This window comes from Streptomyces sp. NPDC042201 (assembly GCF_055582185.1).
This window is the reverse complement of sequence record NZ_JBVJDS010000003.1, coordinates 633,001-659,240: the sequence shown is the minus strand read 5'-3', so window position 1 is coordinate 659,240 and position 26,240 is coordinate 633,001. Positions and strand designations below refer to the sequence as shown.

At 68.9% G+C, this 26,240-nt stretch carries 28 protein-coding genes and 2 pseudogenes; 13 read left to right on the top strand and 17 right to left on the bottom strand.

What is annotated here, in order from left to right; translation table 11 throughout:
* Nucleotides 1–298: 298 nt before the first annotated feature.
* Nucleotides 299–2,113 (top strand): hypothetical protein, encoded by a 1,815-nt coding sequence (locus ACZ6MZ_RS10355; protein ID WP_469350993.1) that lies wholly within the window; start codon nucleotides 299–301, stop codon nucleotides 2,111–2,113.
* A gap of 99 nt (nucleotides 2,114–2,212) precedes the next feature.
* Here the strand turns inward: ACZ6MZ_RS10355 and ACZ6MZ_RS10350 are convergent, their stop codons facing one another.
* Complete coding sequence (locus tag ACZ6MZ_RS10350) at nucleotides 2,213–2,581, bottom strand: transposase (protein ID WP_469350991.1); 369 nt, start codon at nucleotides 2,579–2,581, stop codon at nucleotides 2,213–2,215.
* A 92-nt stretch (nucleotides 2,582–2,673) separates the two neighbouring features.
* On the opposite strand from ACZ6MZ_RS10350, the gene ACZ6MZ_RS10345 reads away from it, so the two are divergent.
* Nucleotides 2,674–3,051 (top strand): hypothetical protein, encoded by a 378-nt coding sequence (locus ACZ6MZ_RS10345; RefSeq protein ID WP_389784800.1) that lies wholly within the window; start codon nucleotides 2,674–2,676, stop codon nucleotides 3,049–3,051.
* Here ACZ6MZ_RS10345 and ACZ6MZ_RS10340 read toward each other — a convergent pair.
* The 3 genes from ACZ6MZ_RS10340 to ACZ6MZ_RS10330 all read right to left on the bottom strand — a co-directional run bounded on the left by ACZ6MZ_RS10340 (nucleotide 3,009) and on the right by ACZ6MZ_RS10330 (nucleotide 5,111).
* A complete protein-coding gene (locus ACZ6MZ_RS10340; protein WP_389784799.1) occupies nucleotides 3,009–3,770 on the bottom strand; it encodes a transposase in 762 nt (253 codons plus the stop codon). The genes ACZ6MZ_RS10345 and ACZ6MZ_RS10340 overlap by 43 nt on opposite strands.
* 278 nt (nucleotides 3,771–4,048) lie before the next feature.
* On the bottom strand, nucleotides 4,049–4,681 hold the full coding sequence (locus tag ACZ6MZ_RS10335) for a DUF2461 family protein (protein WP_469350989.1): 633 nt from the start codon (nucleotides 4,679–4,681) through the stop codon (nucleotides 4,049–4,051).
* Between the two features lie 142 nt (nucleotides 4,682–4,823).
* A complete protein-coding gene (locus ACZ6MZ_RS10330; protein WP_389793090.1) occupies nucleotides 4,824–5,111 on the bottom strand; it encodes a hypothetical protein in 288 nt (95 codons plus the stop codon).
* Nucleotides 5,112–5,220: 109 nt separating this feature from the next.
* On the opposite strand from ACZ6MZ_RS10330, the gene ACZ6MZ_RS10325 reads away from it, so the two are divergent.
* The 3 genes and pseudogenes from ACZ6MZ_RS10325 to ACZ6MZ_RS10315 all read left to right on the top strand — a co-directional run bounded on the left by ACZ6MZ_RS10325 (nucleotide 5,221) and on the right by ACZ6MZ_RS10315 (nucleotide 8,114).
* Entirely contained in the window at nucleotides 5,221–5,571 is a 351-nt protein-coding gene (locus tag ACZ6MZ_RS10325) for a hypothetical protein (protein ID WP_389793087.1), read from the top strand.
* A 926-nt stretch (nucleotides 5,572–6,497) separates the two neighbouring features.
* Nucleotides 6,498–7,028 (top strand): annotated as a pseudogene (locus ACZ6MZ_RS10320) (Tn3 family transposase); the annotation flags it as partial.
* A gap of 555 nt (nucleotides 7,029–7,583) precedes the next feature.
* Nucleotides 7,584–8,114: a hypothetical protein gene (locus ACZ6MZ_RS10315; RefSeq protein WP_389793084.1), complete on the top strand. Its 531-nt coding sequence runs from the start codon at nucleotides 7,584–7,586 to the stop codon at nucleotides 8,112–8,114.
* Between the two features lie 98 nt (nucleotides 8,115–8,212).
* Here ACZ6MZ_RS10315 and ACZ6MZ_RS10310 read toward each other — a convergent pair whose 3' ends face one another.
* Nucleotides 8,213–8,356: a hypothetical protein gene (locus ACZ6MZ_RS10310; RefSeq protein ID WP_389793082.1), complete on the bottom strand. Its 144-nt coding sequence runs from the start codon at nucleotides 8,354–8,356 to the stop codon at nucleotides 8,213–8,215.
* Between the two features lie 124 nt (nucleotides 8,357–8,480).
* Between ACZ6MZ_RS10310 and ACZ6MZ_RS10305 the strand changes: the two genes are divergently transcribed.
* From ACZ6MZ_RS10305 to ACZ6MZ_RS10295, 3 genes and pseudogenes are all read left to right on the top strand, one after another.
* Nucleotides 8,481–8,792 carry a transposase gene (locus ACZ6MZ_RS10305; protein ID WP_389793080.1) on the top strand — a complete coding sequence of 104 codons (312 nt, stop codon included), beginning with the start codon at nucleotides 8,481–8,483 and terminating at the stop codon, nucleotides 8,790–8,792.
* A 107-nt stretch (nucleotides 8,793–8,899) separates the two neighbouring features.
* On the top strand, nucleotides 8,900–9,319 hold the full coding sequence (locus tag ACZ6MZ_RS10300) for an IS3 family transposase (RefSeq protein ID WP_389793092.1): 420 nt from the start codon (nucleotides 8,900–8,902) through the stop codon (nucleotides 9,317–9,319).
* A pseudogene (locus tag ACZ6MZ_RS10295) lies at nucleotides 9,294–9,422 on the top strand (IS5 family transposase); the annotation flags it as partial. The gene ACZ6MZ_RS10300 and the pseudogene ACZ6MZ_RS10295, both read left to right, overlap by 26 nt.
* 403 nt (nucleotides 9,423–9,825) lie before the next feature.
* On the opposite strand, the gene ACZ6MZ_RS10290 reads toward ACZ6MZ_RS10295, so the two are convergent.
* The 6 genes from ACZ6MZ_RS10290 to ACZ6MZ_RS10265 all read right to left on the bottom strand — a co-directional run bounded on the left by ACZ6MZ_RS10290 (nucleotide 9,826) and on the right by ACZ6MZ_RS10265 (nucleotide 16,567).
* Nucleotides 9,826–10,632: a glycine-rich domain-containing protein gene (locus ACZ6MZ_RS10290; RefSeq protein WP_389793078.1), complete on the bottom strand. Its 807-nt coding sequence runs from the start codon at nucleotides 10,630–10,632 to the stop codon at nucleotides 9,826–9,828.
* A 395-nt stretch (nucleotides 10,633–11,027) separates the two neighbouring features.
* Nucleotides 11,028–11,192, bottom strand: coding sequence for a hypothetical protein (locus ACZ6MZ_RS10285; protein ID WP_469350985.1), 165 nt, complete (start codon nucleotides 11,190–11,192; stop codon nucleotides 11,028–11,030).
* Nucleotides 11,193–11,482: 290 nt separating this feature from the next.
* Nucleotides 11,483–12,940 (bottom strand): competence protein CoiA family protein, encoded by a 1,458-nt coding sequence (locus ACZ6MZ_RS10280; protein WP_469350984.1) that lies wholly within the window; start codon nucleotides 12,938–12,940, stop codon nucleotides 11,483–11,485.
* A 162-nt stretch (nucleotides 12,941–13,102) separates the two neighbouring features.
* Complete coding sequence (locus ACZ6MZ_RS10275) at nucleotides 13,103–14,455, bottom strand: Mu transposase C-terminal domain-containing protein (RefSeq protein ID WP_389788549.1); 1,353 nt, start codon at nucleotides 14,453–14,455, stop codon at nucleotides 13,103–13,105.
* Nucleotides 14,456–15,005: 550 nt separating this feature from the next.
* Entirely contained in the window at nucleotides 15,006–15,809 is an 804-nt protein-coding gene (locus ACZ6MZ_RS10270) for a hypothetical protein (RefSeq protein ID WP_389788552.1), read from the bottom strand.
* Nucleotides 15,810–15,889: 80 nt separating this feature from the next.
* On the bottom strand, nucleotides 15,890–16,567 hold the full coding sequence (locus ACZ6MZ_RS10265) for a hypothetical protein (protein WP_389788553.1): 678 nt from the start codon (nucleotides 16,565–16,567) through the stop codon (nucleotides 15,890–15,892).
* A gap of 93 nt (nucleotides 16,568–16,660) precedes the next feature.
* Here ACZ6MZ_RS10265 and ACZ6MZ_RS10260 point away from each other — a divergent pair, with 93 nt between their 5' ends.
* Nucleotides 16,661–16,948, top strand: coding sequence for a hypothetical protein (locus ACZ6MZ_RS10260; protein WP_389788554.1), 288 nt, complete (start codon nucleotides 16,661–16,663; stop codon nucleotides 16,946–16,948).
* Nucleotides 16,949–17,050: 102 nt separating this feature from the next.
* On the opposite strand, the gene ACZ6MZ_RS10255 is transcribed toward ACZ6MZ_RS10260, so the two are convergent.
* From ACZ6MZ_RS10255 to ACZ6MZ_RS10235, 5 genes are all read right to left on the bottom strand, one after another.
* Nucleotides 17,051–17,479, bottom strand: coding sequence for a hypothetical protein (locus ACZ6MZ_RS10255; protein ID WP_389788556.1), 429 nt, complete (start codon nucleotides 17,477–17,479; stop codon nucleotides 17,051–17,053).
* The gene (locus tag ACZ6MZ_RS10250; protein WP_389788558.1) at nucleotides 17,469–19,427 is read right to left on the bottom strand and encodes a hypothetical protein; all 1,959 of its coding nucleotides are present in this window, start codon (nucleotides 19,425–19,427) and stop codon (nucleotides 17,469–17,471) included. The genes ACZ6MZ_RS10255 and ACZ6MZ_RS10250 overlap by 11 nt, the downstream gene beginning before the upstream one ends.
* Nucleotides 19,405–20,151 carry a hypothetical protein gene (locus ACZ6MZ_RS10245; RefSeq protein WP_389788560.1) on the bottom strand — a complete coding sequence of 249 codons (747 nt, stop codon included), beginning with the start codon at nucleotides 20,149–20,151 and terminating at the stop codon, nucleotides 19,405–19,407. Before ACZ6MZ_RS10245 ends, ACZ6MZ_RS10250 begins: the two co-directional genes overlap by 23 nt.
* Nucleotides 20,151–20,708: a hypothetical protein gene (locus tag ACZ6MZ_RS10240; RefSeq protein ID WP_389788562.1), complete on the bottom strand. Its 558-nt coding sequence runs from the start codon at nucleotides 20,706–20,708 to the stop codon at nucleotides 20,151–20,153. Before ACZ6MZ_RS10240 ends, ACZ6MZ_RS10245 begins: the two co-directional genes overlap by 1 nt.
* 511 nt (nucleotides 20,709–21,219) lie before the next feature.
* Nucleotides 21,220–21,453, bottom strand: a complete 234-nt coding sequence (locus ACZ6MZ_RS10235; protein WP_389788565.1) for a hypothetical protein — start codon at nucleotides 21,451–21,453, stop codon at nucleotides 21,220–21,222.
* 202 nt (nucleotides 21,454–21,655) lie between these two features.
* Here ACZ6MZ_RS10235 and ACZ6MZ_RS10230 point away from each other — a divergent pair, with 202 nt between their 5' ends.
* Nucleotides 21,656–22,000, top strand: coding sequence for a transposase (locus tag ACZ6MZ_RS10230; RefSeq protein ID WP_469350981.1), 345 nt, complete (start codon nucleotides 21,656–21,658; stop codon nucleotides 21,998–22,000).
* A gap of 556 nt (nucleotides 22,001–22,556) precedes the next feature.
* Here ACZ6MZ_RS10230 and ACZ6MZ_RS10225 read toward each other — a convergent pair.
* Nucleotides 22,557–22,694, bottom strand: coding sequence for a hypothetical protein (locus ACZ6MZ_RS10225; RefSeq protein ID WP_389788568.1), 138 nt, complete (start codon nucleotides 22,692–22,694; stop codon nucleotides 22,557–22,559).
* An 18-nt stretch (nucleotides 22,695–22,712) separates the two neighbouring features.
* On the opposite strand from ACZ6MZ_RS10225, the gene ACZ6MZ_RS10220 reads away from it, so the two are divergent.
* The 3 genes from ACZ6MZ_RS10220 (at nucleotide 22,713) to ACZ6MZ_RS10210 (ending at nucleotide 26,179) form a co-directional block, all read left to right on the top strand.
* Nucleotides 22,713–23,177 carry a hypothetical protein gene (locus tag ACZ6MZ_RS10220; protein WP_389788570.1) on the top strand — a complete coding sequence of 155 codons (465 nt, stop codon included), beginning with the start codon at nucleotides 22,713–22,715 and terminating at the stop codon, nucleotides 23,175–23,177.
* Between the two features lie 327 nt (nucleotides 23,178–23,504).
* A complete protein-coding gene (locus tag ACZ6MZ_RS10215; protein WP_389788572.1) occupies nucleotides 23,505–24,245 on the top strand; it encodes an alpha/beta hydrolase in 741 nt (246 codons plus the stop codon).
* A 332-nt stretch (nucleotides 24,246–24,577) separates the two neighbouring features.
* A complete protein-coding gene (locus ACZ6MZ_RS10210; protein ID WP_469350979.1) occupies nucleotides 24,578–26,179 on the top strand; it encodes an ISL3 family transposase in 1,602 nt (533 codons plus the stop codon).
* Nucleotides 26,180–26,240 lie beyond the last annotated feature (61 nt).

Sequence of the window (26,240 nt, the reverse complement as noted above, 5' to 3'; positions counted from 1 at the left end):
GCTCAGGGGTCTCACCTCGGATGACGAGTTGATTCAGGCAGGACCGAGCCTTTCGCCGCCGGATAACGGTCCGGGCTCCTGCCGCGGAAGGTATGTCCGGGCGCTTGAGGATCGCTAGTGCCGTACCAGCACGGGGTCGCCTACATCGGGATCACCAACGGCCACCAGTTCATCGCCAACGAGGGTGAGGCAAGTTCTTGGATCGCGGCCCGCTCGGGCCCGGGTGCACCGTACGGTCGGTGGACGGATGGCGACCGGGCGGTGACGCCGGGTCAGGCGTGGGAGGGGATCCCCGGGGATGGTCAATGCCCGTACGTACCCGCTGTGGCGGGATCTCGCGATGAGCGAGGACCTTCCCAGGGAAGCCCTCAAGACGGTGATCGAGGCCCTGTGCGCCCCGGCGATGTGTTCGGACGGCTTCGACTCCCGGGCTGACCAGTGGCGGGAGGAAGCCCTCAAGGCCGCGCTTCCGGCGCTGCTGGCGCGGACGTCGGCCAAGCGGCTGCGGGGCCGGCTCCTGGTCCACGGTGACGAGAAGCTGCTGGCCGCCCTGGCAGCCGAAGGCACGGTGAGCGTCGACGACGTGCCCGCCATCCTGCGACACCGCCGCCTGTGGGCCGGGCTGGTCGCCGCTCTGGCCCGGCACCCCGGCCAGGTCGATGCGGCGGTCGCGCTCCTGCCGCGCCTCGCCGACCACGAAGTGGAGCGGGTCGTACGGGACTGGGATCCCGACCAGTACACCCGCACCGAAGGGGCCGCCCCGCCCCCGCCGGTGCCGCAGGCGCTGTTCGACGCCGTCCTCGAGGCGTGCCTGACCCCGCTCGCCGCGTACCTGCTCCTCCCGGAACCCGAAGAGGGCTGGGAGGCCGTGTCCGCGTATCCGAAGGACTGGTCGCTGGAACTGGGAGGCCGCAGCGGCTGGGCGATGCTGGCCCGGTGTCCCGAGCGGTGGGCGGAACTCGCCGCGCACCCCACGCTCAAGGCGGCCGTCCAGCACCTGCTCCTGGACCAGGCCGAGATCCAGGCCGCGGAAGACGCCCGGACCAACGCCGTCGGCTACCTGCCCGGCGAGGAGGACCCCGGCGAAGACCTCCCCGCAGACGAGCCGGCCCCCGCTCTCAGCGAGGATCTGCTGCGGGCGTGCCTGCCCGCGTTGTGCCTGCCCGAGCTGGCCGCACTGCCCAACCCGCAGGTGACGGCCCGCAGGACCCTTCACCACATCGCCCGCCGCGTCGAGACCAACCCGCGCCTGGTCGACCTCGCCGCCGAGCAGCTGCACGCGGCCGCCGGCGCGGCGGTAGTCCGCGGCCAGCTGCTCCACCTGTCCGAGAAGCAGGAGAACGACTACGAGTTCGACGGGCGGGTGCGGCGCCTCGCCGATGACCTGGCCCTCCTGAGCGCCAACCCCGACCACCTCGCGGGCGCCTGCGCCCAGCTCGCCGCCCTGGACCAGCCGGCCGTCATCTCCCCCGCACCGAGCCGGACCCTGATCCGCGTCGTCGACGACAGCCTCCCCGCCGACTACGACCGCCCGGCCCGGCTCCTGGAACGCCACGCCGAGCACCGCCGCGCCGAGACCCTGGCCGCTCTCGCCGCCAACCCCCACACCCCGCACGCCGCCGTCACCGACGCCCTGAACACGCTGCACCCCGCCGAACTGGCCTGGATCGCCGAGAAGGTCGAAGGCCCCGCCTGGTTCCTGGAGGCGACGGCCGCCGTCCCGGCCCCGGAGGACGAGGACGACGGGGTGCTGCGGCTGCTGAGCGACGACGAACTCGCCCACCACCCCGACCCCGCCGCCGTCCTGCAGTCCTGGCTCGACTCCCCCGCCGCCGGCGAAATCCTCTCCCGCTCCGAGATCTACCGGGCCCTGGTCAAGTCCCGGCACCACACCCTGGAGCACCTGCGCCAGATCCCCGCCGATGAGGTCCTCGCCCGCCAGGAACCCGAGATCGCGCTGAAGATCCTGCTGGAGCACTGCGGGCGTAGCACCGGCCGATGGGAGGCTCTCGCCGCCGCCATGACCTTCGAGTACGACGAAACCAAGCCCACCTTCGGCGAGCTCCTCGACTCCCTGGACGGTGCGCCCGCGACAACGCAGACCACCTCCTGACCTAGCCGCCGGTCGAGGTCCAGCCAAGGTGCAGGCAGGAAACCCTCGGACCAGGACAGCCTTAGCTTGACTCTGTCGGGGATCTTGGCTTCGCTGCGGTCAACTGCTGGTGGATCGCCAGGACTTCGGCCGGTGGATCTCTTGCTGATCGAGGTAGTTCTGGAAGGCGGTCGGCTGTCGGGGTGGGGGCGCTTCCCCGGTTGGCGGCTGTCCGCTGAGACGCTCGATGTTGACGGCGATGGCGGTCAGGACGTGCTGGACGTGAGCCTTGTCCTGGCCTCGATAGCGGCAGCGGCGCATGCCGTGTCCGTGGGCGAACTCGTTGACGGTTCCCTCCACCCCGGAGCACACCGCGTAGCGGGTCTTCCACTCGGGTGTCTGCTGCTCGGTGCGGACGCGGAGTTGCAGGTCACGGAGTTCCCGCGGGGGAAGCCCACGTTGCGGGCGCTTTCGCGGGAGGTGGTGCACTGGGTGCGGACTGGGCAGGGTTGGCACTGGCCCTTGGTGAACCGCGCCACGATCAGTGGGGCCGCGGTGGGCGAGGACGTCGGGTAGGGGCCGTGCCAGCCCCGACTGACCTGGCCCTGGCGGCAGGTCACCTGCCGGCGGTCGAAGTCGATGTGGAAGTCGTCCCGGCCGAAGCCCTCGCCTCGGCGGTGCTGGCGGGTGGGATTGCCCGGCAGCGGTCCGGTGACGGTGACCCGGTGTTCGCGGGCGGCCTGTTCCAGAAGGACCAGGGAGGTGTAGCCGCTGTCGACCAGGTGCTCGGCGGGCAGCAGGCCGCGGCGCCGCAGCCGGGTATGAATGCCGGGCAGGACCTGGCTGTCGTGCGTGGTGGCCGCGGTGGTGGCCACGTCCGTGATCACGTTGAGGCCGTCAGGGGCGCAGGTCTCGGTCAGGTGGGCGGAGAAACCCTCCAGCTGATGATGTGTCCGTGACGCGCGTACTGGGCTGAGGTGTCGTAGGGAGAGACGATCGCCCGGGACGAGGGCGGCAGCCCGGGCCCGCCGTCCTCGTCGGTGCGCCAGAGCAGGCGGCCCGCGGCATCGCGGTAGTAGTTCTGCACCATGATCTGGCGTAGGGCCTGGACGCGGGGACCGGACGCTCGGCTTTCCCCGTGCCGGTAGAGGTGTTCCAGGAGCCGTAAGGCGTCGTCGCCGGTGGCGAGGATCCTGGTCTTGGGCCGGGTGGGGTTCTTGCCCAGGCGGACCGGTCGGCCGTAGCGGCGCCCCCACTCCTCGTCGACCAGGCCGTCCAGCAGGTGGCCAGCGGTGCCGGCGACTTCTTCCAGCGCGGCCCGCACCGCCTCGGTGATCAGTTCCAGCCGTGTCAGGTCACGCACCAGACCGGCGGCTTTGAGGCGGGCCAGCGCGAGGTCGAGAAGGCGGTCAGCACGCTCGCCCTCGGCGAGACGGTCACGGAAGTCGGCCAGCACGCTGTGGTGGAAGCCGGAATCGTTTAGCTCCATGGCCATGGCGTACTTGAAGTCGATGCGGCAGCACACCGCCTCGGCTGCCTGCCGGTCCGACAGACCGAGCAGGAACTGCAGCACACAGACGGTGGCCAGTTGAGCAGGCGAGAGGCCCGGACGCCCGTCGCGTGGGTACCAGTCGACGAAGTCCTCGTCGCACCACAGTCCATCCAGCCGATCTCTCACCCACACCGCCGTCGTACCGCCCGGGTTACTCGCCCGAGCAACCTGCGTAGTCAGAGACGGGACCTGCTCACCGGAACGGGGACGGAGCAACAACGCACACCTCGACAACTGCATCGGCCTTCGGAACAGACCCGAGCATGCCCGTTGAGCAAGCTGTCGCACCGGAGAACACCAAGATCCCCGACAGAGTCAAGCTGAAGGTGCGCATCACCTTCTGAGCGCGGGGGGCAGGCGGCACGGGCGTGGTTCCTCCCATGCCGCGCGGCGCCCTCGCGATGTCAGGCGGCGCGCTTCACGTGGCGGATCAGCCACATCAGCAGGGCGTCCAGGTCGGCGGCGGCCGAGAGGACCCGGTCGACCGCCTCGGGGGTGTGCAGCCACTCCTCGCAGCCGAGGGGACGCGCGGCGATCAGAGAACGGTGGCGCAGCAGGTTCGTACGGGAGTGGTCTGTCGGATAGCCGCGCGGGGGGCGTTTCATCACGTCCCCGGAGATGTCGTAGCCCTTCTTCCGCACGTCCTCGACGATGGCGGACAGTTCGCGGCCGCTCCCCTCGGAGGCTACGGCTTTGCGGAACATGTCCACCTGGCCGGGATCGGGGTACCACCAGGCGCCCTGGATCCGCAGGCCGTCCAGGGAGAACCGGAGACCGATCTCGATCTTGCGGCCGAGCCGGATCACCGCGCCCTGGTGCTGCCACCACCAGGAGTCGGTGCGGTAGTGCCAGACGGAGAAGTCCTCGTACCGGGGGTCGGTGTCCGCGACCTCGTTGAGAAGGGCGATCATCGGCTGCCGGACCAGGCGTTCGCGGTCCGCGCGGTAGCGCTCGCGGGTCGCGTGGGTCGGTTCGCCCTGGAGCTGCCACAACACATCCATGGCCTGCTCCGGCCAGCCGGTGAACTGTCCGCGCATGCGCGGATGGTAGCTCACCCATGATCCGCGCGCGCGGAGAGTGAGACGGGCAGGAAGGCGTGGCCCCAGACATGGTGTCGTCTGCCATCGGGACGTCAGCGGAGTCTGCCACTGGATGTCAGTGGTTCTGCCATGAGGTGTGTCAGTAGGTGCTGACGTCGTCGTCAGTGAGGCGGAGGCCGTATCGGACATCGTCGGCCAGGACGGCGGTGCCGTCGTCGGCGTGGACCAAGAGCCCGGCGTCGAGCAGGCCCGCGACGGTGGCCGCGGTCGGCTCCTCGGGATCGGTGGAGACGAAGCCCTCGTAGGACGCCTGGAACAGCACGGCCGCGTCCTGGCTGCTGAGGACGTCGCGCTGGAGCGGCCGGTAGTGCAAGTCGCCCAGGTGACGCCACGGCTCGGTGTGGTCGGCGGGGTGGACCCAGTTCATCTGCCGTTCGGTGAGGACGTCCAGGCGCGGGGTGAGGGTGAAGTGGGCGGGGGCCGCGCGGCGCAGCGCGTACGGCCCGGCGAGGTGGGGGTAGGCCCAGGCGCGTTCGATGGCGTCGCTGACGCGGTCGAGGTTCCAGCCGAGGGATTCGGCGAGGAAGTCGGCGGTGAGCGGGGCGGCCGGCGTGGGCGAGGGCGTTGAGGATGGCGACGGCGTCCGTGTCGGTGCCGGGGGCGGGCTCGGTCGGGAACTGGGCGTCGAAGTGGAGGGGGTGGTTGTAGACCTCTGCGGCGTAGGGGGTGAGGTCGCTGGGGTGGAGGTCGAGGCGGCGGGCGAGTTCGAGGACGACGTGCAGGGGCTGGTTGGGCAGGTGGTCCAGGGAGATGTCGTGTTCGTGGACGCCGAGGAGGTTGGCGAGCTCCCACGCGGACATGCCCGCGTTGTGCTGGCGGCGGCGTAGTTCCTCTCCCCAGCCGCGGGGTTTGTAGCGCGGGGGCTTGTAGGGGCCGGGGCCGGTCACAGGGCGGCGCCCTGGTCGCTGAGGATCTCCACGTTGAGGCGGCGCGCGGCCATCCAGTCGGTGAGCGGGGCGGGGCCGCCGCCGAGCTGTGTGCTCTGGCAGGAGCCGCGGTGGAGCCAGAGCGGATCGACGCCGATGCGCCGGCAGGTGCGCAGGACCGTTTCGGTCAGGGCCCGGTCGGAGGCTTCGAGCTCGGGGTTCTTCGGGTCGGCGAAGAAGCGGCGGCGGGTGCCGGCGCCGTCCGCGCGGCGGTGGGCGAGGTGGGCGGCGATGATGGCGGCCGCGTACGGCGAGAGGGCGGTTTTGCCGGTGGTGTGGGCGTAGCTGGGGCACTCGTCGTCGCGGCGGTCGAGCCGGTGGGCCCAGTCGGCGCGGAGGTAAACAGCGTGGTCGGCGAAGGTCGGCAGGTACAGGTAGCGGCCCGCCTCGTCGACGTTGCGGCACAGCAGGTGGGAGAAGCGGTCCGGGGCGGCGGCCAGATGCAGGGACAGCAGGGTGACGGCGGCGGCGTGGGTGGAGACGGTGGCGCGCAGGGCGCGGCAGATGCCGGGGGTGAGCCAGGTGGTGAGCCGGTCGGGGGCGGCAGGGCCGGGGGCGGCGGACTACCAGCGCAGCAGGACGCCGCGGGTGAGCAGGGAGGCCTGGATGGCGCGGAGACGGATGAGGGCGCACCGGCCGACGCGACCGTGCCCGTCCAGAATGCTGCGGTGCCGGCCACGTTCACCGGTGCGCCCGCCCCGACCGACGCGCGGTCTCCGTCCACGGATCCGGCATCCGAGGCTGCGGTCATGACTGCAACCGAGAACGCCCAGACCCCTGCCCCTGCTCCCGTTGCCGCTGCTCCGGCGGCTGCGCCGCGTCCCCGCCTGGCCCGTCTGGTGGGCACGATCCGGGAGGCGGCGAACAACCGGCTGTGGGACACCCTCTACGGCCTGCTGAGCACCGGCCAGCGGGCGGTGCTCGACTTCCTGTTGACGGTGTCGCCCGGGGCGCGGGTGTCGGAGCTGGACCGGCTGCGGCGGGGCCCGGTGCGGATCTCCGGCCCCCAGATGAAGTGGGCGCTGGAGCGGGCGGAGGAGATCACCGCCTTCGGGATGGGCGGGGTGGACGTGTCCGCGATACCGCCGCGGCGGCTGGCCGGGCTGTCCCGGTACGGCATCGACGGCAAGGCGTCGCTGCTCAAGCGGCACGGTGATTCCCGGCGCCTGGCCACGCTGCTGGCCACCACCGTCTACCTGACGTCCCGCGCGGTCGACGGCGCCCTGGACCTGCTCGAAGTGCTCATTGCCACGAAGCTGCTGGCCAGGGCCGAGCGGGAGACCATGAAAGAGAAGCTGAAGACCTTGCCGCGGGTGGAGCGGGCCTCGGCGAAGCTGGCCACCGCGTTCCAGATCGTGAAGGAAGTCTCACTCATGGCGACACCATGCCCGAGGGCGCCCGGCGGGCGGGCACCCTCGGGAGCAGACGGGTGACCCCCGTACGGAGGCGTCACCCGCCGCCGGGGTCGCGCCGGACGTCCAAGGTCCGGCGCGGCTCGATCAGTCGGCCGGGCGGAGCAGGGCGATCACCGTGGAGTCGTCGCGGTACTCCTCGCAGTCCTCTTCCGCAGCGGCGACCAGCGCGTCCGCGAGGTCCTGCGGGGCGTCCTGGTGTTGTGGGCGATACGCAGCCCCGGATCGGCATCGTCATCGCGTAACTGCCCGTAACCCGGTTGCGAACTGCAAAGAGGGCCTGCATAGGGTGGCCCCACCGATCATTGCATCTGGGGGGCGATCACATGGTCGAGCGCTGCGCATAGCGAGGCTCACAGGGGTGGCTACCGTGCTCGTGATGATGCCTCGCGCATTTGCTGAGTCACAGCTGTCCTGACGCCATGCCGCCTTGGGCCCGAGAGCTCCCCGCGCACCGCACTGCGCGTGATGATCTTGCCGAACACGACCTCAAGGAGATCCATGAGAATCGCGCGCACCCTGACTGCTGGTGCTGCTACGGCGGCACTGGTTACGGGAGTCACGGTCCTTGGCACCGGTGCCGCGTCGGCCGCCAGTTACCGATGCACGACGTCGAGCAAGACCATCGACCACCCCGGAAGCACCGCCATATCGGACGACTTCGACTTCAAGGTGACGACCTGCGCCAAGCGGGAGGGGAGCTACATCTACTCAAAGTTCACCGTGAACATCGACGGCCCGCCCGGCTTCTCCGGCTACCAGGTCGTCAACTACAACACCCGCGGACTGATCCAGGTCAAGAAGTCCGTATCCGGGACGGACCCCGTGGTGAAGTACGCATACGGGCCCGGCCTGGAAGGCAAGATGAACAGCCTCAACGGCTACGGCAACGCGACCTACACGAGCCCGACGGTGAAGCACAAGCCCGCGTCCGGCTACCGGTACCTCGGTGACAGCGTCCTACAGATCGACTGGAAGGACGACGGCGCTGGGTTGAAGTCTTACAGCTTCTCCGCCTCGCCGACCGTCTGACACTCACACACTCAGTGCCCGCCCCCGCTTATGAGGCGGGCACTGTGCGTTCTACACGCCGTACCGCGCATACGGCTATGGGGACCGCCCCGGGAGCGTCAGGCCGCGAGGGTGAGCCAGCGCCCCAGCTGCTTGCTGATCTTGTCGACACCGGCAATCGCGTGCCGGGCCCGGCGTTCCTGGTCGCCACGACGGCGGATGCCGGGCCAGCGCGGCGGCCCTGTTCGGCCTGCACGTGGCATCGGCCCATCCAGAGGCCGAGACCCCGTCACCCAAGCCCGGCTGCGACGACTGAGCTGAACCGGATTTCGTAGCGGCCCTGAAGCCAGGCATGATCGCCTCGGCGGATGGGAGAACACAGGTCTGATGCCTGCAGCACGCAAGTACCCCGATGAACTGCGTGAGCGAGCGATCCGTGAGGTCCAGACCTCGGGGCGTCCGGTCGCTCATGTGGCCCGCGACCTCGGGATCCACAAGGAAGCCCTGCGGGGATGGGTCCGTCGGGCCGAGGCCGACCAGGGCAGCCGGCCCGATCTCTTGACCAGCACCGAGCGAACCGAGCTGACCCAACTCCGCAAAGAGATAGCCGAGTTGCGGCGGGCGAACGAGATCCTGAAAGCCGCCTCGGTGTTTTTCGCCAAGGAGCTCGACCAGCCCCGCACGAGGCCGACGTGGTGATCAACCACCTCCGCGACGACTTCGGGGTCGAGCCCGTATGCCGGGAACTGAGCCTGTCGGTCTCGGCATACAACGCACGCCGCAGGCGCCCCGCCTCCGCCCGGCGAATGCGCGACGACCAGTTCACCGAGCACATCCGCCGCATCCACGCGGCTCCCGGCGAGACCTACGGGGCCCGGCGGATCCACCGCCAGTTGCGGCGCGAGAACATCACCGCGGCCCGTTGCACCATCGAGCGGCTGATGCGCGAGGACGGCCTGGAAGGTGTGATGCGCGGGCAGCGGCGCCGCACCACCATCCCTGAGCCGTCCGCCCCCAGGCCACCGGACCTGGTCAACCGGCGCTTCACCGCCCACCGCCCCAACCAGCTATGGGTCGCCGACCTCACCTATATCCGCACCTGGTCGGGCTGGGCCTACGCCGCCTTCGTCCTGGACGTGTACTCACGGATGTCGTCGGGTGGCAACTCGCCACCCACATGCGCACCGATCTCCCTGGACGCACCGGCGCCTCGCTCGCGACTATGAGGCCAAACCCGCCCACTCCGAGAGCATGATCCGTCTCGCGATGATCTCGAACCTCGCGAAACGAGCAACCGGCGAAACGCCCATAAACTGGCACAATCCGTGAACTATCCCCCAATCAAACAGGACGTCCTCTGAGCTTGTCCTACCTTCCAAGCATGGGTCTGAGGCGGTCCTTCGTAAGATCGTCGGACCCAGGGGTTCCGGGTATGGCTGATCGCGGCCGTCATGACCCGGCTGGCTAAGCCGCCCCGGTGGGCGGGGCGAAAAGGTCCCGGGCAGCCTGGCGGTCGGCCTCGCAAGTGCCGCATTCCACCTCGTGGCCCGCGTGATCGGGCGCGGCCACCATGCGGCTCGTCCGCGTCCTCCGGCCGCACTGCGAACACAGGCACCGACTTCCTACGCAGCTGCTTCGTCGCAGCCGGGCCGCCGTCACCGACCCACGGCCTGCGGCCCCCGGTGTGCGGCGAGTCGGTACACGCGCCGCACACCGGGCAGACGGTGCGGTCTCAGGACGCCGGGGCGTCCGCGGTGTAGGTCAGGACCACGCAGCCGCCGTGGCCGTTGGTGCCCGGGGTGGCCAGTTCGCGCTGGCCGTGCGGGCCGGAGACGCCGGCGCCAGCGCCTCCGTAGCCCCCGAGACCGGCACCACGGCAGGTCTCCGGGTACAGCGCGGGCCTGCCGCCCGAGCCTCCGACGCCCCGGCTGTTGCGGCTGCCGTCGCCCCCGCCCTCGCCCTTCTGACCTGCGAGAAGGCTGGGGTCGGTGCCTTCGCACAGGCCGTTCTTGGGGTTGCCGCCCTTTCCGCCGCTGCCGCCATTGCCGCTTCCGAAGGTTCCGGAGCCGTCGCCGCCGTGGCCGCGGTCGCCGTAGTCGGCGGCGACGAGCTTGCTTCCGTCGATGCCGATGGTGGTGGCGGCCCCATCCTTGCCGAGCCAGCCGGTGTCGGTCTTGGCTGCCTTGCCTCCCACGCCGCCCTTGCCGACAGTGAGGTGGAGCGTCTGCCCGGGGGTGACAGTGATGGTGCACGAGGCGGAGGCCGCCCCGCCTCCGCCGCCGCCTCCGCCGCCGGTCAAGGGCCCGTTGTTGTAGCCGCCACCGCCCGCGCCGCCTCCGCCGCCGCCCAGGGCCACGACGTGGATCCGGCTGACGTGTTCCGGCACGGTGAAGGTGTGGTCACCCGTGTGCTTGAACGTCTGCACCTCGGCGCTCGACGCGGACGCGGTGGATGTGACGGACGGCGACAGCAGTGACGTGACGGCGACGGCGGACAGCGCAACAGCACGGCGCGCCCCGGTTGTTCGGACGATCCTCATGGAACACCTCTCACGGAATGGTCAGGTCATCCGTGATGATCCATTCACTTGATCTCCGTCCACGTGCGCCCCGCAGGAGATCATCCGTGTGAGGGGGACCATCGAAACCGACTTCGATTCCAACTGGCGGCCGACGAAGGCCCGGTCGGTGAGGTAACCCAAAGGAAACGCTCTGGGCCGTCCCTCCCGGGTCGTCCGATTCGCCGCTCTCGCCCGGCCTCCTACCCCGCACCCAGGCCATGTTCGATTCCTGGCCTGGGCAAACGCGCACCCGAGGAGAAGACACAGGTTCTGACGGACACCCGCCCCGTCCCCGGCCGACCGGCAGCACCGGAACCCCACCGCGTTCCAGGGCTTCCTCGACCGCGGCCCGGAGCCGCTCGGTGTGGCTGAGCTCACGCCGTGGCGGCGGCGCGGTGCAGCGTGAACCAGAACGTCGGGACCGGGTTCGTGCCGGGTGTCACGTCGGCCAACGGCCACCCAGCGAACCTGGCGCTGAGTTCGTCGGCGGTGACGCCGGAGATCGGGTCGCCGAACGCCTCGGGCCCGTAACCGAACATCAGCAGTCGTGCACCCGGGGGCGGCACGCTTCGTAAGGCCGGCCGCATAGGCGTCGCGGCGGTGCCGTGGAATCCCGCAGTAACAGCTCAGGTCGAAGAACAGGTCATACGGGCCGGGCACGCCCACCTCGTCGAGTCGGGTGGCGTCCCCGCACAGCACTGTGACGTCCCCTCCGGCCGCGGCCCTGCGGCAGGACGGGCTGCTTGTCACCACGCCCGGCATGGGCAGCTTCGTCGTGCCGGCCGCAGCCTTGCCTCCGAATCCAGGTGCGACGCCAACCGTGACCGGGTCAACTCGTGCGCGGCGTGCGCAACGACCCGGTTGAGGCGGAGCTGCGGCAGGATGCGCAGGCCACGGGTGCGTTGTGGCCGTGTCGGCGCATGAGCTGTCCGCATCCGTTGCAGCCGCCTAGTTCCCAGGGCGGGCATCCCAGGGCGGCGGCTGCCGCCCGTTCGTCCGGGCCCCAGCGGCGAGGAACGCCCGGGCCGGCAGTTGTCGACGGCGCAGAGGTCGCCACGGGCTGTGGGGTGGTCGGCGGGGACGGCTGGATCGGGATCGACGGAGTCACAGTGTCGGGCACGGCACCGGTGCCGTCGCGCCGCCGGGGAATGGCGGGAGGGGTGGGTTCATCGACGGTGATGTGGAGCTCGACGCTTCCGATGCCCCGGCGGGGAAGGGGTGCGCTGGGGCGCCAGGTCTCGTCTCCGAACTGGCAGGTCGCGTCGGCTTCTCTGCCGGAGAAGTGGATTGCGTCGTCCTTCTCCGGTTCGGGTTCCTCGGTCGGTGGTTGCACGTCGCGGTAGTCGGCCCAGGTGTCGTGGTCTTCAGTGGGAACCCACATGTAGCTCCCGGCGCGGCGGTCCTTGCGGCCGGGGACGTAGAGCGGCACGACGCTGCCGGTGGCGGAGCCGATGAGCGTGCGGCCGACGGTGACCCCAAGCCGGTTGCCTCGGTATCCGGTCCATCCGGTGCCCTCGCTGTCCAGGCGGCGGGGGGTGTCCCAGTGCAGATGCCTCTTGCCGCATCCGGTCTTCGACTTTCCCGTCGGGCACGGTCGTTCGGCGGCGGCGGTGCAGTGCCAGTTGGCGAGGACGCGGTACCCGCCGACCAGCGGGAGGTCGGCGGCGTTGCTGATCTCGCGCCAGGTGACATCGCGGATCAGCATCCAGGGGGCCCTGTCAACGAGATGGAAAGTGTCGTTGTTGGTGATCCAGGCGGGGACGAGCCCGCCGTCGGAATGCGCTCTGGACCGGCGCAGCACAGCACTGGGGCTGGCGTTGTAGAACTGGGCCTCGCATCCCAGACTGAGTCCGCCGTGTCCGATGATGGTGACGTCGGGACGGGATGAGCGGTTCTTCGTGGCCTTCTCGACCATCCGCTCAAGTCCTGCCGACTCGCAGGTGCGGTCGAGGAAGTCCTTCATCGCCTTGTGGCGGTCACTTTCCTCGGGCGTCATCTCATGCGCGGTGGGCAGGTGCGCGGCCCGTAACCGCAGGGCTCCGTCCGGGCCCCGGTGTCGGCGGACGTACATGTGGGGGCTCTGGACGCCGTACAGCTCCGCCTTGCACTGGCGCCCTAGGTGCTTCTCGACGCAGACGAGGAGGTCGCGCTTTCGCGTGGCGACTGGCTGGAGGAGCTCCGCGATCAGGTCAGGGACGCTGATTTCACAGCTCCGTGGAAGCCCGAGGTCGTCCTTGTCGAGTTCCAGGACGCGGTCCAGCCCGGAGTGCCACACGCCGTTCGCCACAGATGCCCCATCCGTTACTCATAAGCGGAAAAGCCCTGGATTTCACGGTAGAGCCCGGCACTGACAACCCATCAGGTGGCAGATCAGTCATTCGAAAAGAGGGGGATAGATGTTCGGTCTTGAGTTCTGGCCCCGGGTGATGCCGGCCGCGTTCACGGCTCCTCAGGGATAACGGGCCGAAGTACGCTCGGCAGAGAAGTTCAGGACGGCGGGGCCGCCGATGAGGGAGGCCACGGTGAGGCAGACCTCGATGGTGCGGTCGTCGTGCGGCATGTACCGGATCTGGACCCGCTGTCCGCTGCGCCCGTACAGCTCGGGGGCGACGTAGGCGAGACCGTGGAAGTTGATGCCGTCCTTCTGCACGTTCCGCTCCGCCCCGGCGAGCATGAGGTGGCGCAGCTGCTCGGTGGGGACGCGGCGCAGCGGCGCGGGGTCCTCCTCCCACGCCTGGAGCGGGGTGCTCCCGCCGAGCATCCGGTGACGGTGGGCGGTGTTGTACCAGCGGGCCCAGTCGGCGAACCGCTTCACGAACCGCTCCAGGCGCAGCGGGCCCTCACCGTTGGCGGCGTTCTCGGCCGCGCGCTGGGCGGCCACCGAGTCCTTGATCGGCCCGTACAGGCGGCCGCCGGCGTCGCGCGGGCCGCCGGTGAAGCCGGGGAGCTGGGAGATCAGCATCTGCTCGATCGTGAGGTTCAGCCGCTCGACCTTGCCCTTGCGGTGCGGCTGGAACGCCGGGAGGCGGTGCATGACCACGGCCAGGCCGCCGAGGATCTCCTTGACCGCGCCGGCGGCGAACTCCAGGCCGCGGTCGATGCGGACGAGCTCGGGCACCGCGCCGAACGGCGAGACGTCGTTCTCGTGGGTGAGCGCCATGCGCATCGCGGTGAGGACCGTGCCGGACGTCGGGGCAGTGGCGATGGCCCAGCCGAGCAGGGCCCGGGTGCCGTCGTCCACCACGGTGGTCAGCCACGGCGCGAGCGCCTTGCCCTTCGGCGGCAGGACCAGGATCGGGAGCTGCTTGTGGTCCATCTCCCAGCACCGGCCGCGCAGCGCGTCCGGGCGGCGCAGGTAGACCGAGCCCGCCCGGCGCCCGGCCTCCCCGGACTTCCACGCCGCCCGCTCCGCCGGGGTCAGGTCCGTGGTGAACGCCCGGTACAGGGTGCGCTCCGGAACCGTCTTCGCGCTCGCCCAGCCCTCGGCGAGGAAGTCGGGCACCGGCGCCCCGGCCGTCGTGCCGTCCCCGTCGGTCACCGCGCGCCGGACGCGGACCACCGCGGCGACGTTGCCCCGGTAGAAGGCGAGCGCTGCCCGGTCGGTCTCGCTCAGCTCGTAGCGCGGACGCACGGCAGACGAGGCCGGCTTCGGCGGCGCGAGCCAGCGCCACACCGTCCGCTCCGCGACATCCAGGCCCTTCGCGACCGTACGCACGTGCGCCGCGGTCAACACCTCGTCCTTGTGCAGCCGGGACAGCCGTTCGATGGCAGCCCGGCGCTTCTCCGCCGACACCCTCCCCATGGTCCGAAGTGTCAGTGGTGGCAGAACCGTCGCGCCCGAACATGCGCCCGCATCCACACGTCCGGGTGGACTGTGCCCGAACCGGTGGCGCTCGGACGCCGGACATGATCCAGATACGGGCTGAGGGGCCCGGATTCCCTCATCAAAGGGTGTCCGGGCGTTCCTGAGGGGCCGGGTTTTTGAGGGAGTTGTTGAAGGCTCTGGAGCCCGTTTCGGTGATCGTCGGCCGATCCTCAGAAAACGTTCGTTTTCTGAAGATCACCGTGCTGGGGTGTCCCCGCACCCCCGCACGGCCTTCAAAAAACCCTTCAAAAACCTGGGCCGTTCAAGAACCCCAGACCACCGTTTTCTGACATAATCCGGCGTCATGAGTGACCTCCTGGAGCCGTCCGACTCCCCCGAACCCCTCGTCGCCGAGCCGCTGGTGCGGACCGAGATCAAGATCGGGTACGCGAGATAGCTTGGCATGAGACGTGTCTGCGAGAGAGTGTCCCGCTCTCGATCGGATGACTCGTCTGATGAAGTCGGCCTCGTTGTCAGGGCCCGTGTCTCATTTGGCCTCGGGTGCGTCTGGCCTTTGCTCGTTCACGCCTTGGGCAGCAGTGGGAGCGTCAATGGCCCGCGCGATCGTCTCGTCGAACTCTCTCTGGCGTGCTGTGGCCGCTTGGCGGTCGATCCCGGTGCATACGTCCTCGTCTGGACGGCGGCTCGGCGCGTCCAGACGAAGCTCCGCCGGGAACGGCGGGAGTCCCGCCAGCAGTGTTGCCAGGCTGGGATCCTCCACGGTGGCCAGCGGCTCCAACTCCCTCGCCCGAGCCAGAATCCGCCATAGCTCGATCTCAATGGCCTTCAGGTCGAGATTCTCTCCGGCGACCTCGACGACCCACGATTCCTGATCAACTTGTCGCATCGGCACCGAGGGGAAGTCCGGCAGGTTGCCTGCCTCCATTTGCTCGGCACTGGGACGAGGCTGATGGGCGACCCACTCGTCCAGGCGCTCGTCGAAATGCTCGCTGGCGTCTCGAACCTTCCGGTCCAGGACGGGTGATGTGTCATCGACGTCGAACAGGTCACACAAGTAGCTACCTCGTTCTTGGCGCCACTCCCAGCCCTCTTGGGTCTGCCCCTTGCTGGTCTTCGGTTTGCCGGTCAGAAGGGGCGAGAGCATCTTGGAGACCTTGGCAGTGAACATGAGGAAGGTCTCCAGGGAGATCCAGGTCCCGGGAGGCGGTGGTGTCCAGCTCGCCTGCTCGTATACCTCCGCCAGCGCAACTTGCGCGTATCGGATTTCCCTCGCCAGCCAGGTCAGATAGACCCGATGCGCCCACTCGTCCCAGATCGGCTCGTCACTCACAGCCCACTATCCTGCGCCAGCTCCGGACTCTGTGCCACGGTTGCGGTGGAACTACAGGCACTGGGATGGATCCCCACAGCTCAGCTGCTGCGTCCAAGCCGCCTGCGTTCACGCGGGCCGAGCGTCCGTGGCGGCTCAGGGCGACGGTCGAGCTTTGTAACCAGATGCTCCGTCCACGCGTGGCCACCGTCACGCGCTGCGCACTCCAGCTCAAGCTCGATCCGTAGGGGTGTGGCGTGCTCGTACTCAAGGTCGACTTGGAGCGTGACGTCGGTTCCGCTCGACATGCTGCCGAGTTCGGCACTGGGCACCCGAGCGTAGTCCCGTTCGCTGTTCTCGTCGTAGATCCGCTCACCTCGCAGGCCGAGGACGTAATCGCCGGACGCTGTGACCGTCACGCTACTCAAGGCGGTGCCGCTGGTCTGCTTGATGGTCAGCTCGCCCGTCGGGAAGTTCACGTCCTCCCAGCTCACGTACCCTGGTTCGGCGGTGAACTGCGGACGGCGGGCCTCAATGCGGTCGGCTTCTTCCCCGGCCAGTTGGATGCGCATTATCTCAACCTGCTCTTCGGCAGCGGCGGCCTGACGCTGCGCCGAAGCGGCGGAGTCCTCGGCAAGGAGTGCCTGCCGCTTGGCGATCCGGGTCTGCCATACCGCGATACCAGCGGCTGCGGCGCTGATGACAGCACCACCGATTGCGACTCCTGCTTCTGTGTCCACGCTTTCTCCCTTGGTTGTCGGCACCAGGATCTCCGGCATCGGGGTTATTGGGGTCACCCCGAACGCAGTCTGGCTTCGCACGATCTTTACGCTCTCCTCATGAATATGACACCGTCCCGCCGAGGTGTGAGCATGCTGCTGATCGCCCTGATCGGTGGAGTCATAGGTTCGGCCGCCACTTTGGGCACCGTGTCGCTGGTGATGCCCGCGAAGGGAGACCGCAGGGAGCAGGGCCCGGCCGGGCCTGCTGGACCGCCAGGGCCTGCGGGGCTGCCTGGGAACCTGTCGCAGATCAAGGGGGCGGCGGTGCTGATCGAGGGGGTGTGTCCGCAGGGGACAGGCGTCCTTGGTGATCCCATCATCGTCGTGCCCGACAACTGGGGGACCACGCACCAGTATCGCGTCTGCACGGTCGAGTGAGGCCCTGGCCTGATACCCCTCCACCGGCCCCCGGGCAGCGGTACCCCTCTACTTCGGGGTGATGGGCAGCGGTCCACGGGAGAGCAGGCTCACCGCTTTGGGTCACCGAATCGGGAGTCTGCGGATCTTGTCTCCTGCGACGGACCTCAGTTCTCGCCGCAGAGCGGTGATCTCGTCGTGCTGGGCTGCGAGGCGGGACAACGCCGTGGCCTGGAACTCCTTTAAAGCGTCGAGTTCGGTGTTCTTCCTGCTGAGGCGTTCGCGCAGCGTCGCGACCTCGGTCTTAAGCCGTTCGATCTGGGCGAGCCGCGGGTCTGGTTGTCGCCCGGCCTGCTGGGCGGTGGTCCGCTGGCGGTCGAACTCGGCCTTCAGGTGGGGGTAGGTGCGGTAGAGCGTCGCCCGTGGCACTCCCGCGAGGGTGCACAGGCTCTTGACGTCACACTTCAGGCCGCCGGGGACGGGGCCAGCGAGGAGCTGTTGCATGGCGGTCCGGATTCTGTCCTCGGCCTCCATCCGGTGGTTATGCGTCATGGGCGGGTTCCTCGTCAGAGTGGGCGGTGGCGTCGATCTCGGCGACGATGCGGGTGGCGCGGTCGAAGGCGGCCTGGGCTCGGGCCCGTTCGGGCTTGGAGAGCCGCGGGTTGCCGAGGAAGACGGCCTGGGTGCCGGCGGCGTGGTCGGCCCAGGTCTGCCGGTGCTGGGGGTGGTGGGTGGCTTGCGGGCAGCGGGCTGAATCGCACATTCCCATCAGGGGCTCATCGGCGTCTGGGGTGCCGGCGAGTTTCAGGCACAACGCCTTGCCCGGGTCGGAGAACCAGCAGTAGTTGCCGATACCGAGGTGCAGGGTCTTTGCCTTCGTCTTCAGGACATGCTCGACGCGTCGGTCGTCGATGACAGTGACCGGTCCTGCGTCGTGCCGGTCCAGGGCCTGATCAGCGGTTTTGAAGGCCGCGATGAGTTCGCGGGCGCCTTGGCCGCTGGGCAGGATACCGCGCTTGTAGTCTTCGTAGGCGGCGACGGTCAGTCGCAGGTGTGCGGCTTCTTCTTCGGCGGCGACCTCGGTGGCAAAGGCCGCTTGGTGCCCGCCGGGGCGGGCGGCATAGCCTTCGGCTGTGGCGACGCTGACGTGCTTGAGGTGCAGTTTTGTAGCCATTAGGCCGTGCGGGCGCTGGGCGCTGGACAGTGCGAGTGTGCGCCGCGGGGCTCGTGGGTTGACCGGCCCGTCGGGGATGGGTTCCATCCCGAGCCGCTGCCCGTACTCGCCGTTCACCCATGAACGCAGGGCAGCGTAACGGCGGTTGCTGTTGTTGGATGCCTTGGCGAACAGCCGCTCGCCGGGGGCTGCACCGGTGAGTGCTTCGGCAGTGGCAATGGCGCAGTGCACATCCTCAATGACCACCCAGGCGTCCTCGGTCCCACCGAACGCCTCGCCCTTGATACGGCGGGAGATTAGGCGGTGGCGAGTGCCGCCGCCGGGAAGCTGTTCTTGCCGTCGGCACCCGCTCGTCAGTTCCGCCAGCTCAGAGGCGCGCATCCCGGACAGCGCCGAGGCGAGGAAGGCGGCCGGGCCGAAGCGGGGCAGGATGTCCTCGTCGAGCCGGGCCGCGTACGGGCCGAAGATCCGCAGGAACTGTGCTGCGGTCATCTGCTGGGCCTGCTGGGAGAAGTACTCCTTGAGCCGGAGCAGGTTGGGCAGGTGACGGGGTGCGAACGCGGCGAGCGGACACAGCAGACACACCCACGGCCGAGCCGGACACGGGGTTCCCGCCGGAGCATGCGGGCTGTTCAGCGGGCTGGCGCAGGCGGCGACGAACACGTCCTGCTCACCGGAAAGGAGAGCCTGGATCGTGGCCGTGTCCAGCCCTGCGTCCTCGACCAGGCGAGGGAAGGCCACGGTGAACGCGGCAGCGTCCTCACCGCTGACCACGACTGGCGGGGCGGCCTTGCGGCGCACGTCGCTCTGGGCCTGTTCGATGACGCCTTCAAGAGCGTCCAGTTGGGCCGGGGTGTGGGAACTGAGGTAGTGGTCGCCTTCGACGCGGGCGCTGTGGTTGGGGTCGATCGTCGTGCGGCCGGTCCAGGCCGCGCGGTCGCGGCGGTGGTGGTAGGTGGCCCTGACCCGGCCGCCATGGACCGGCAGGGGCTGTCCGTCGTCGCCGAGTACGCCTGAGGACTTCATCCAGGTTCGGCGCTGGCGCTGGTTGCGGGGGCAGTCGAAGACTTTGCCCTGTGCGCCTCCGGGTCCGTCGCGGCCAAGGTAGATCCATAAGTGACCGGCCAACTGCCCAGCATGTTCGCGTAGTTGGGACGAGTGGTCCAGCCAGCGGTCCAGTAGCCGCACGGCCTCACGGGGCAGGTTGAGCGCCTCGTTCCCGGTGCGTCCCTTCTTGTAGGAGAGCAGGATCGTGTTCGCCGAGGTCCGGGTGATGTTGTCGAGTCTCAGCGCGTCTATGCCGTCAGGGACGATGCCCGTGCGCATCGCGAACAGGGTGAGGTAGGCGAACGCCGTGTCCGTAGCCGGGAACAGCGCCGTTTCGACTGCTGTGATCTGAGATCGGCCGATGCCGGTGTGCAGAGTGTCGAGCCGCTCGGTGGTCTTTCTCGCCCACCGCAGGGCCCGCGTTGAGCCAGAGCCAGGCTAGATTGTCGAAGGTGACTCCGTGGACAGACGGGTCGGCTCCACGCTCGGCTGCCTCCAGTGCCTGCAGACGGACACGGCTGGCCGCCGCGATGCGCTCGGTGCACGCGGCTTCAAGCCGCTGCCACTCGCCGTCGCTGTAGGGCTGGTTGGGTCGGCTCTTCTCGGTCTTGTTGATCCGCCGCCCGGCCAGGTGGCGGCAGATGCCCGGATCCAGCCCTCCAACTGTCTCCTGGAAGGCGTTCAGCACCACACGGATGCGCCGTTCGCGGTGGTAGTCGCAGGTCAGCCAGTACTGCACCAGCGTGGCCGGGGTCAGATCGGCAAGACCGCCCGTGACGCCCCAGGCATCGAGGTCGCGGGCCATCCGGCGCATCGTCGTCATGTATTGCCGGGCCACCGAGCGGGTGCGGATCGGCCCGTGCGGGTGCGTGGCCGCTACCAGTCCCGCGGCCAGGTCCGCAGCCATCTGCTGGTTCGGCAGGTCATGCAGAATCCCGTGGTGAAGGACACCGTCCGGCAAGGTGAACAGCACCGCCAACGGCTGCTGGACCCCGGTCGGCATCAGATCTCGCCCCCAAACTCGGCGACCGCCGCGGCATCCACGATCTGGGCTCCTCCGGCAGCCGCATAGGCATCCCGGTAGATCCGCTGGGTGTCGAGCAAATGCAGATACGCCTGAGTCGTGACGGCACTGGTATGCCCCAGCAAATCGCGCAGCACCAGCAACGGATCGGCCTTGGTCAGATAGAGCGCCAGGGCATCATCGCCGCCCGCGTCCACGACCAGCTGGGCGGCCTGCTGGTAGTAGCCCCGCACCAGTCGCTCCAACGTGGCCATCGCGAACGTGTGCCTGGTGACATGGGGGTGAACGTGTGGGAAGGACGGCTCAAAACGGTCCCGGATCCGCTGCGCGGTCCGGCGCAGGACGGTTGCCCAGTCGACGAACGGCTTCCCACCGGACTGCACCGCCAGCAGCGCGCTGCCCCCGCCAGGAACCACCAGCCGCAGCCGCTCAGCCGGCGCGAGGGTGTGCCAGCGCCGACGGATCCCGTTGATGAGCGCGCCGTCATATGTCGGGACCTCGACGACCATCGGCCGCTCCATCACCTCGATCGCCAAGCTCTTGAACATCTCCCCGGGCACCCTCTACAACCACATCCCCGACCTCCGCGAACTGCGCGCCGGAACCGTCCCCCAGCAGCTCGAAGCCGGAGAGCGGTGACCGTATGCCGATCAGGCCCGAGAACCGCGCCCGCTACCCGGCCAACTGGCCAGAGATCAGCGAGGGGATCAAGAACCGTGCCGGGTGGCGGTGCGAGTGCGAAGGGGAGTGTGGACGCGGCAGCCACTCCGGACGGTGCCCCAACCTGCACGGGCGGCCCGCGTACGGCACGGGCTCCCGCGTCGTCCTGACGACCGCTCACCTCGACCACGTCCCGGAGCACTGCGAGCCTGCTGGTAGTTCCCGCTATCAGAACTTGTGGAATGAGCCGACTGCGCCATGGCCGCCTCGGCCAGCAGTTCCTCGTCGATGTCGATCAGCATTTTGGGGAGGACCTCCTGGACATCCATGAGAGGTTTCAGTACGTTCAGGAACTCTCATCGGGTGACTCCGGAAGATCCAGAAACCTCAGCCGCCGAAGTCCAGGTGTGCGAAGACGACCGCCCGCACGCGGAGAACGGCCTTGGGGTCGATCGAGGCGAGGACCGGGACGGCCTTGTGCCAGCCCTCGGGGGTGAGTGCTTCGGCGAGGAGTGCTCGCGCGCGCGGAACGTCGCGGCCGGACGAGGGTGGGAACAGCAGGGCAGCCAGGCGATGCGCGAACGGCAGGGGATTGCTGTCCACATGGGGCGAAACAGGCATGTGGTGGACGGGGACACATGCGGCGTATGCAGCGAGGTGGGCGAGTATCTCCGATCGGCGCTCCGCACGTTCTTGCCGCCGGGCAACGGCAACGGCGGCTTCATGGTCACCAAACACGGCGCGGGCGACGGCCATGGTCGCCGGATCGAAATAGTCCCACGGTGACGAGGCACGTCGCGACTGCCGGACCTTCGCCGAGCAGATGTCGGGGCTGACTCGCCGAAACGGTCGGCGGACCGAGCGCCTGCGGTCGACGCTGGCCGCGGTCGGCCTCGCGCTCGCCGGTCGGGCCGGGGCCCGCATGGCGAGAGCCTTCGGCTTGTTCGTCAGCCCCAGCACGGTACTGCGGCTGGTCGAGGCCTTGCCCGACCCGGAAGTTCCCGCCCCGCGCGTCGTCGGCGTCGATGAGTACGCGACCCGCAAAGGCCGCCACTACGGGACCGTCCTGGTCGACGTCGAAAGCCGGCGTCCGGTGGACCTGCTGCCCGACCGGGAAGCCTCCAGCCTGGCCGCTTGGCTCGCGCGGCCAGGGGTCGAAGTGGTCTGACGCGATCGGGCACCGTTCTTCGCCGAAGGCGCCACCGCCGGGGCGCCCCAGGCGGTGCAGATGGCAGATAGGTGGCATCTCTGGCACAACTTGAGTGAAGCCGCTGAGCGTTGCGTCGCAAGCCACCGGGGGTGCCTGCGGGTGCTGGCGCCAGATCCAGCACAGCCTGCTCCCGAGCCGGAGAAGTTCGAAGATCCGTCCGGCTCGCCGTGGCCTACGGGACATCGGTTCGCTGACCGGACCCGGGCCAAGCACGCGACCGTCCACGAACTGCTGGCAGGTGGGCTCAGTCGGAGGGCGATCGGCCGCCAGCCGCGCATGACCTCCCGCACCGTCAAGCTCTTCGCCGACGCAGCCACCCCGGAGGACCTGTTCCGCGGGCAGTGGCAGGGTCGGCCGTCCAAGCTGGACGCGTTCAAGCCCTACCTGGATGACCTCAACCAGGGCTGCACCAACGCCTGGACGGTATGGGAGGAGATCGTGCCACTCGGCTATCAGGGCAGCTACCAGCGCGTTCGCGCCTACTTCCGGGAGAAGCGGACCTCTCCGAACCCGATCACAGTTCGACCACCGTCACCTCGCGTCGTCGCTGGCTGGATTCTCCGGCGCCCCCGAGCCCCTCCCAGAGATCGACCACCTTCGCCTCAAGGCCGTCCTGGTCCACTGCCCCGAACTCGACGCCCTCACCACTCACGTCCGGTCCTTCGCCCAGATGCTCACCGAGCGCCAGGGGGAACGGCTGCCGCAGTGGCTGGGCGCTGTCTGCTGCGACGACTTCCCCAGCCTCCACACCCTCGCCGCGGGCATCGAACGTGACCGCGACGCCGTCATCGCCGGGCTCACCCTGCCCTGGAACTCCGGCGTCGTCGAAGGACACGTCAACCGGATCAAGATGCTCAAGCGCCAGATGTTCGGCCGCGCCGGCTTCGCTCTCCTGCGGAAGAGCTGCACCGACGTATGCGTCATCGCGGTAACCGCTCCCCTCACCGGCCGCGTCCTCATCGGCAACGGCGACGGCTACTGGGGCCCCAACGTCTCCTCCGCCACCGACTTCCTCGACTGGTACGAACGCTGGCTCAACCACATGAGCGCCGGATGCGGCAACAGGGCCCTGGAACTTACCTCACCCCAGCTTCGTGCCCATCCCGACAGGCATCGCATGGCCCCGAAGATCTGACTCTCCGTAATAGCTACACGGAATGTGAGCCAGAACCTGAGAAACGACAGCGCCAGTGCACCCCGCCGTCGCAGAGCCACTCGGGAAGTCGCGACGACACCCCAAGTAGCTCTGCGTAGTGTCTTCGTGTCATCCGGCCACGGAGACTCCGCAAAAACTCGTTAGGCGGACGAGGGCGACCACTGCTATTTTTCCGGAGGCCGTGCGAGAGATCGAGGAGGTGGTACCCGTGAACGCAGTATCGACATGGGTGCTCCCCTCCGGGGTCACGGTCGGGCGATAGATCGTCCGGGAGCGCCGCTCTGAGCACTCCCGAAAGGCACGACCATGCATTTCACTTCCGAGCAGCGTCTCGACGACGGCGTCCTCGAACGCGAATTCACCCTCGGTGAGATCCCCGGCATCCTGTGGACACCCAGATCCGCATCCGCATCCGCACCGGTGCCGCTGATCCTGCTCGGCCACCCTCCCCTCGGGCTGCGCAAGATGTACCCCCGACTGGTGGCCCGGGCCCTGCACTCCGCGGCGGAGGGCTTCGCCACGGCCACCATCGAGCTCCCCGGAAGCGGCGACCGGCCCCGTTGGCCCGCCGCCGAGCAGGCCCGCTCCGACCTGCGCCGGGCGATGGGGGCCGGCGAGCCGGTCAGCGACGAGATCGTCGACGCCCTCATCCTCCCGTTGGTCGAAAAGGCCGTCCCGGAATGGCAGGCCGCCCTGGACGCCCTCCTTTCGCTGCCCGAGATCGGCGGCCCGGTCGGGTACTCGGGGGGAGTGATCTCCATCGGCATCCGGCTGGTGGTGGTCGAGCCTCGAATCTCGGCCGCCGGTCTGTTCGCCGGGAGTTTCGTGCCTCGCGCCATGTTCGAGGAGGCCAGGCAGGTCACTATTCCGCTGCATGTCCTGCTGCAGTGGGACGACGAAGGGAACGACCGGCAGGCGGCCCTGGACCTTTTCGACGCCTTCGGCTCCAAGGAGAAGTCCCTGCACGCCAATATGGGCGGGCACACCGGCGTCCCGCAGTTCGCGGGGGACGCCGCCGCCCAGTTCTTCACCCGACATCTGAAGTGAGGCCGGGCCGTCAGACCGGCAGCAGACGGTAGCGGATGCCGGCCGGCATGCCGCTCATCGAGGACAGGCCCCGGCCCTCCGCAGCTCGCTACACCGTGGGCCCCTGCTGAACTCTCGGCAGGGGCCCGTGCTGCCTGAAGTCATGAACTGTTCGATTTCTGCAGAGCTTCGAGTGCTGCCCAAACTCGTGCACAGGTGCTGTCGGTTCTCGGGTTCTGGCTCAGGTTGTGTAATCCGTGAACTGTGAGTGACGACTGAACTCCCGACGTTGTCGCGGGAAGTTGCCTCAAAACGAGCAGTGGCAGCAGTGGCTGGGCCGATAGTTCGGGGCTGTGAATGAGATCTTGCTCCGGCCGGAGGAGTTGTTGTTCCCGTCGATCGCGGACGTCGCGGTGCTGTCGGTCGACGTGAATATCGCGATAGTGCGTGTTGATGTAAGGTGCACCGCCGCGGGCGCCTCGTGTCCGGGTTACGGAGCGTGGTCCGCCCAGGTTCACGGCTCCTACCTGCGGTTTCCCGCTGATGTTCCGAGTTCGGGACGAAGCGTCGTACTCCAGCTGCGGGTCCGCCGGTTCGCCTGCCGGACCGCCGAGTGCGGACGTCACACCTTCGTCGAGCAGATACCCGGTCTGACCCGAAGGCACAGTCAGCGGACCGAGCGGCTGCGCTCGACCCTGACCGCGATCGGTCTCGCGCTCGCGGGCCGGCCCGGATCCCGCCTGGCCGACATCGTCGGTGCGCCGACCAGCCGCAGCACAGTCCTGCGGCTGGTCGAAGCACTTCCCGAACCAGAAGTACCCGCTCCGCGGGTGGTCGGCGTCGACGAGTACGCCACCCGCAAGGGCCGCCACTACGGCACCGTCCTCGTGGACGTCGAAACCCGCCGACCCGTCGACCTGCTGCCCGACCGGGAGTCGTCGAGCCTGGCCGCGTGGCTGGCCCAACGGCCCGGAATCGAGGTCGTATGCCGGGACCGCGCGCCGTTCTTCGCCGAGGGCGCCAGCTTCGGCGCCCCGCAGGCCGTGCAGGTCGCGGACCGGTGGCACCTCTGGCACAACCTCAGCGAGGCCGCCGAGCGGAGCATCGCCCAGCACCGCCGATGCCTGCGAGTCCTGGTGTCCGAGACACCTGAAACGCCCGAGACGGAGCCCGACCCGGCGGAGGAGTCCTCCGGCTCACCATGGCCGACCGGCCACCGGTTCGCCGACCGAACCCGGACCGTGCATGCCACGGTCCATGCCCTGGTTGAGGCAGGACACAGCCGTCGCGCCATCCAGCGGCAGCTCGGCATGACCAGCCGAACCGTCAAACGGTACGCGGACGCCGCCAAGCCGGAAGACCTCTTCACCGGGCAGTGGCAGACCCGGACCTGGGTCCTCGACGAGTACAAGACCTACCTGGACGACCGCTGGAACGAGGGCCGCACCAACGCCTGGAAACTATGGGAAGAGATCGTCCCGCTCGGCTACAAAGGCAGCTACCAGCGCGTTCGTGCCTACCTCCGCCAGAAACGCACCTCGCCGCGGCCCGTTACAGCCCGTCCTCCCTCGCCCCGGGCCGTCGCCGGATGGGTTCTCCGCCGCCCTGAAACCCTCTCCGAGACCGAACACCTCCACCTGAAGAACGTCCGGGCCAACTGCCCCGAGATCGACGCCCTCACCAGGCATGTCCGGTCCTTCGCGACCATGCTCACCGAGCGCCAGGGGGAGCGCCTGCCGGACTGGCTCGCCGCCGTCAGGCAGGACGACTTCCCCAGCCTCCACACCCTCGCCGCAGGCATCGACCGCGACCGCGAAGCAGTCATCGCCGGCTTCACGCTCCCCTGGAATTCGGGTGTCGTCGAGGGGCATGTCAACCGGATCAAGATGCTCAAGCGCCATATGTTCGGCCGGGCCGGCTTCCAACTCCTCAGAAAAAGAGTCCTGTTGTCGTAACAGCTGGTGACAGTACCACGACACTACTGGTGAATAGAGCCAGCCGAACAAGCTGTTGCCA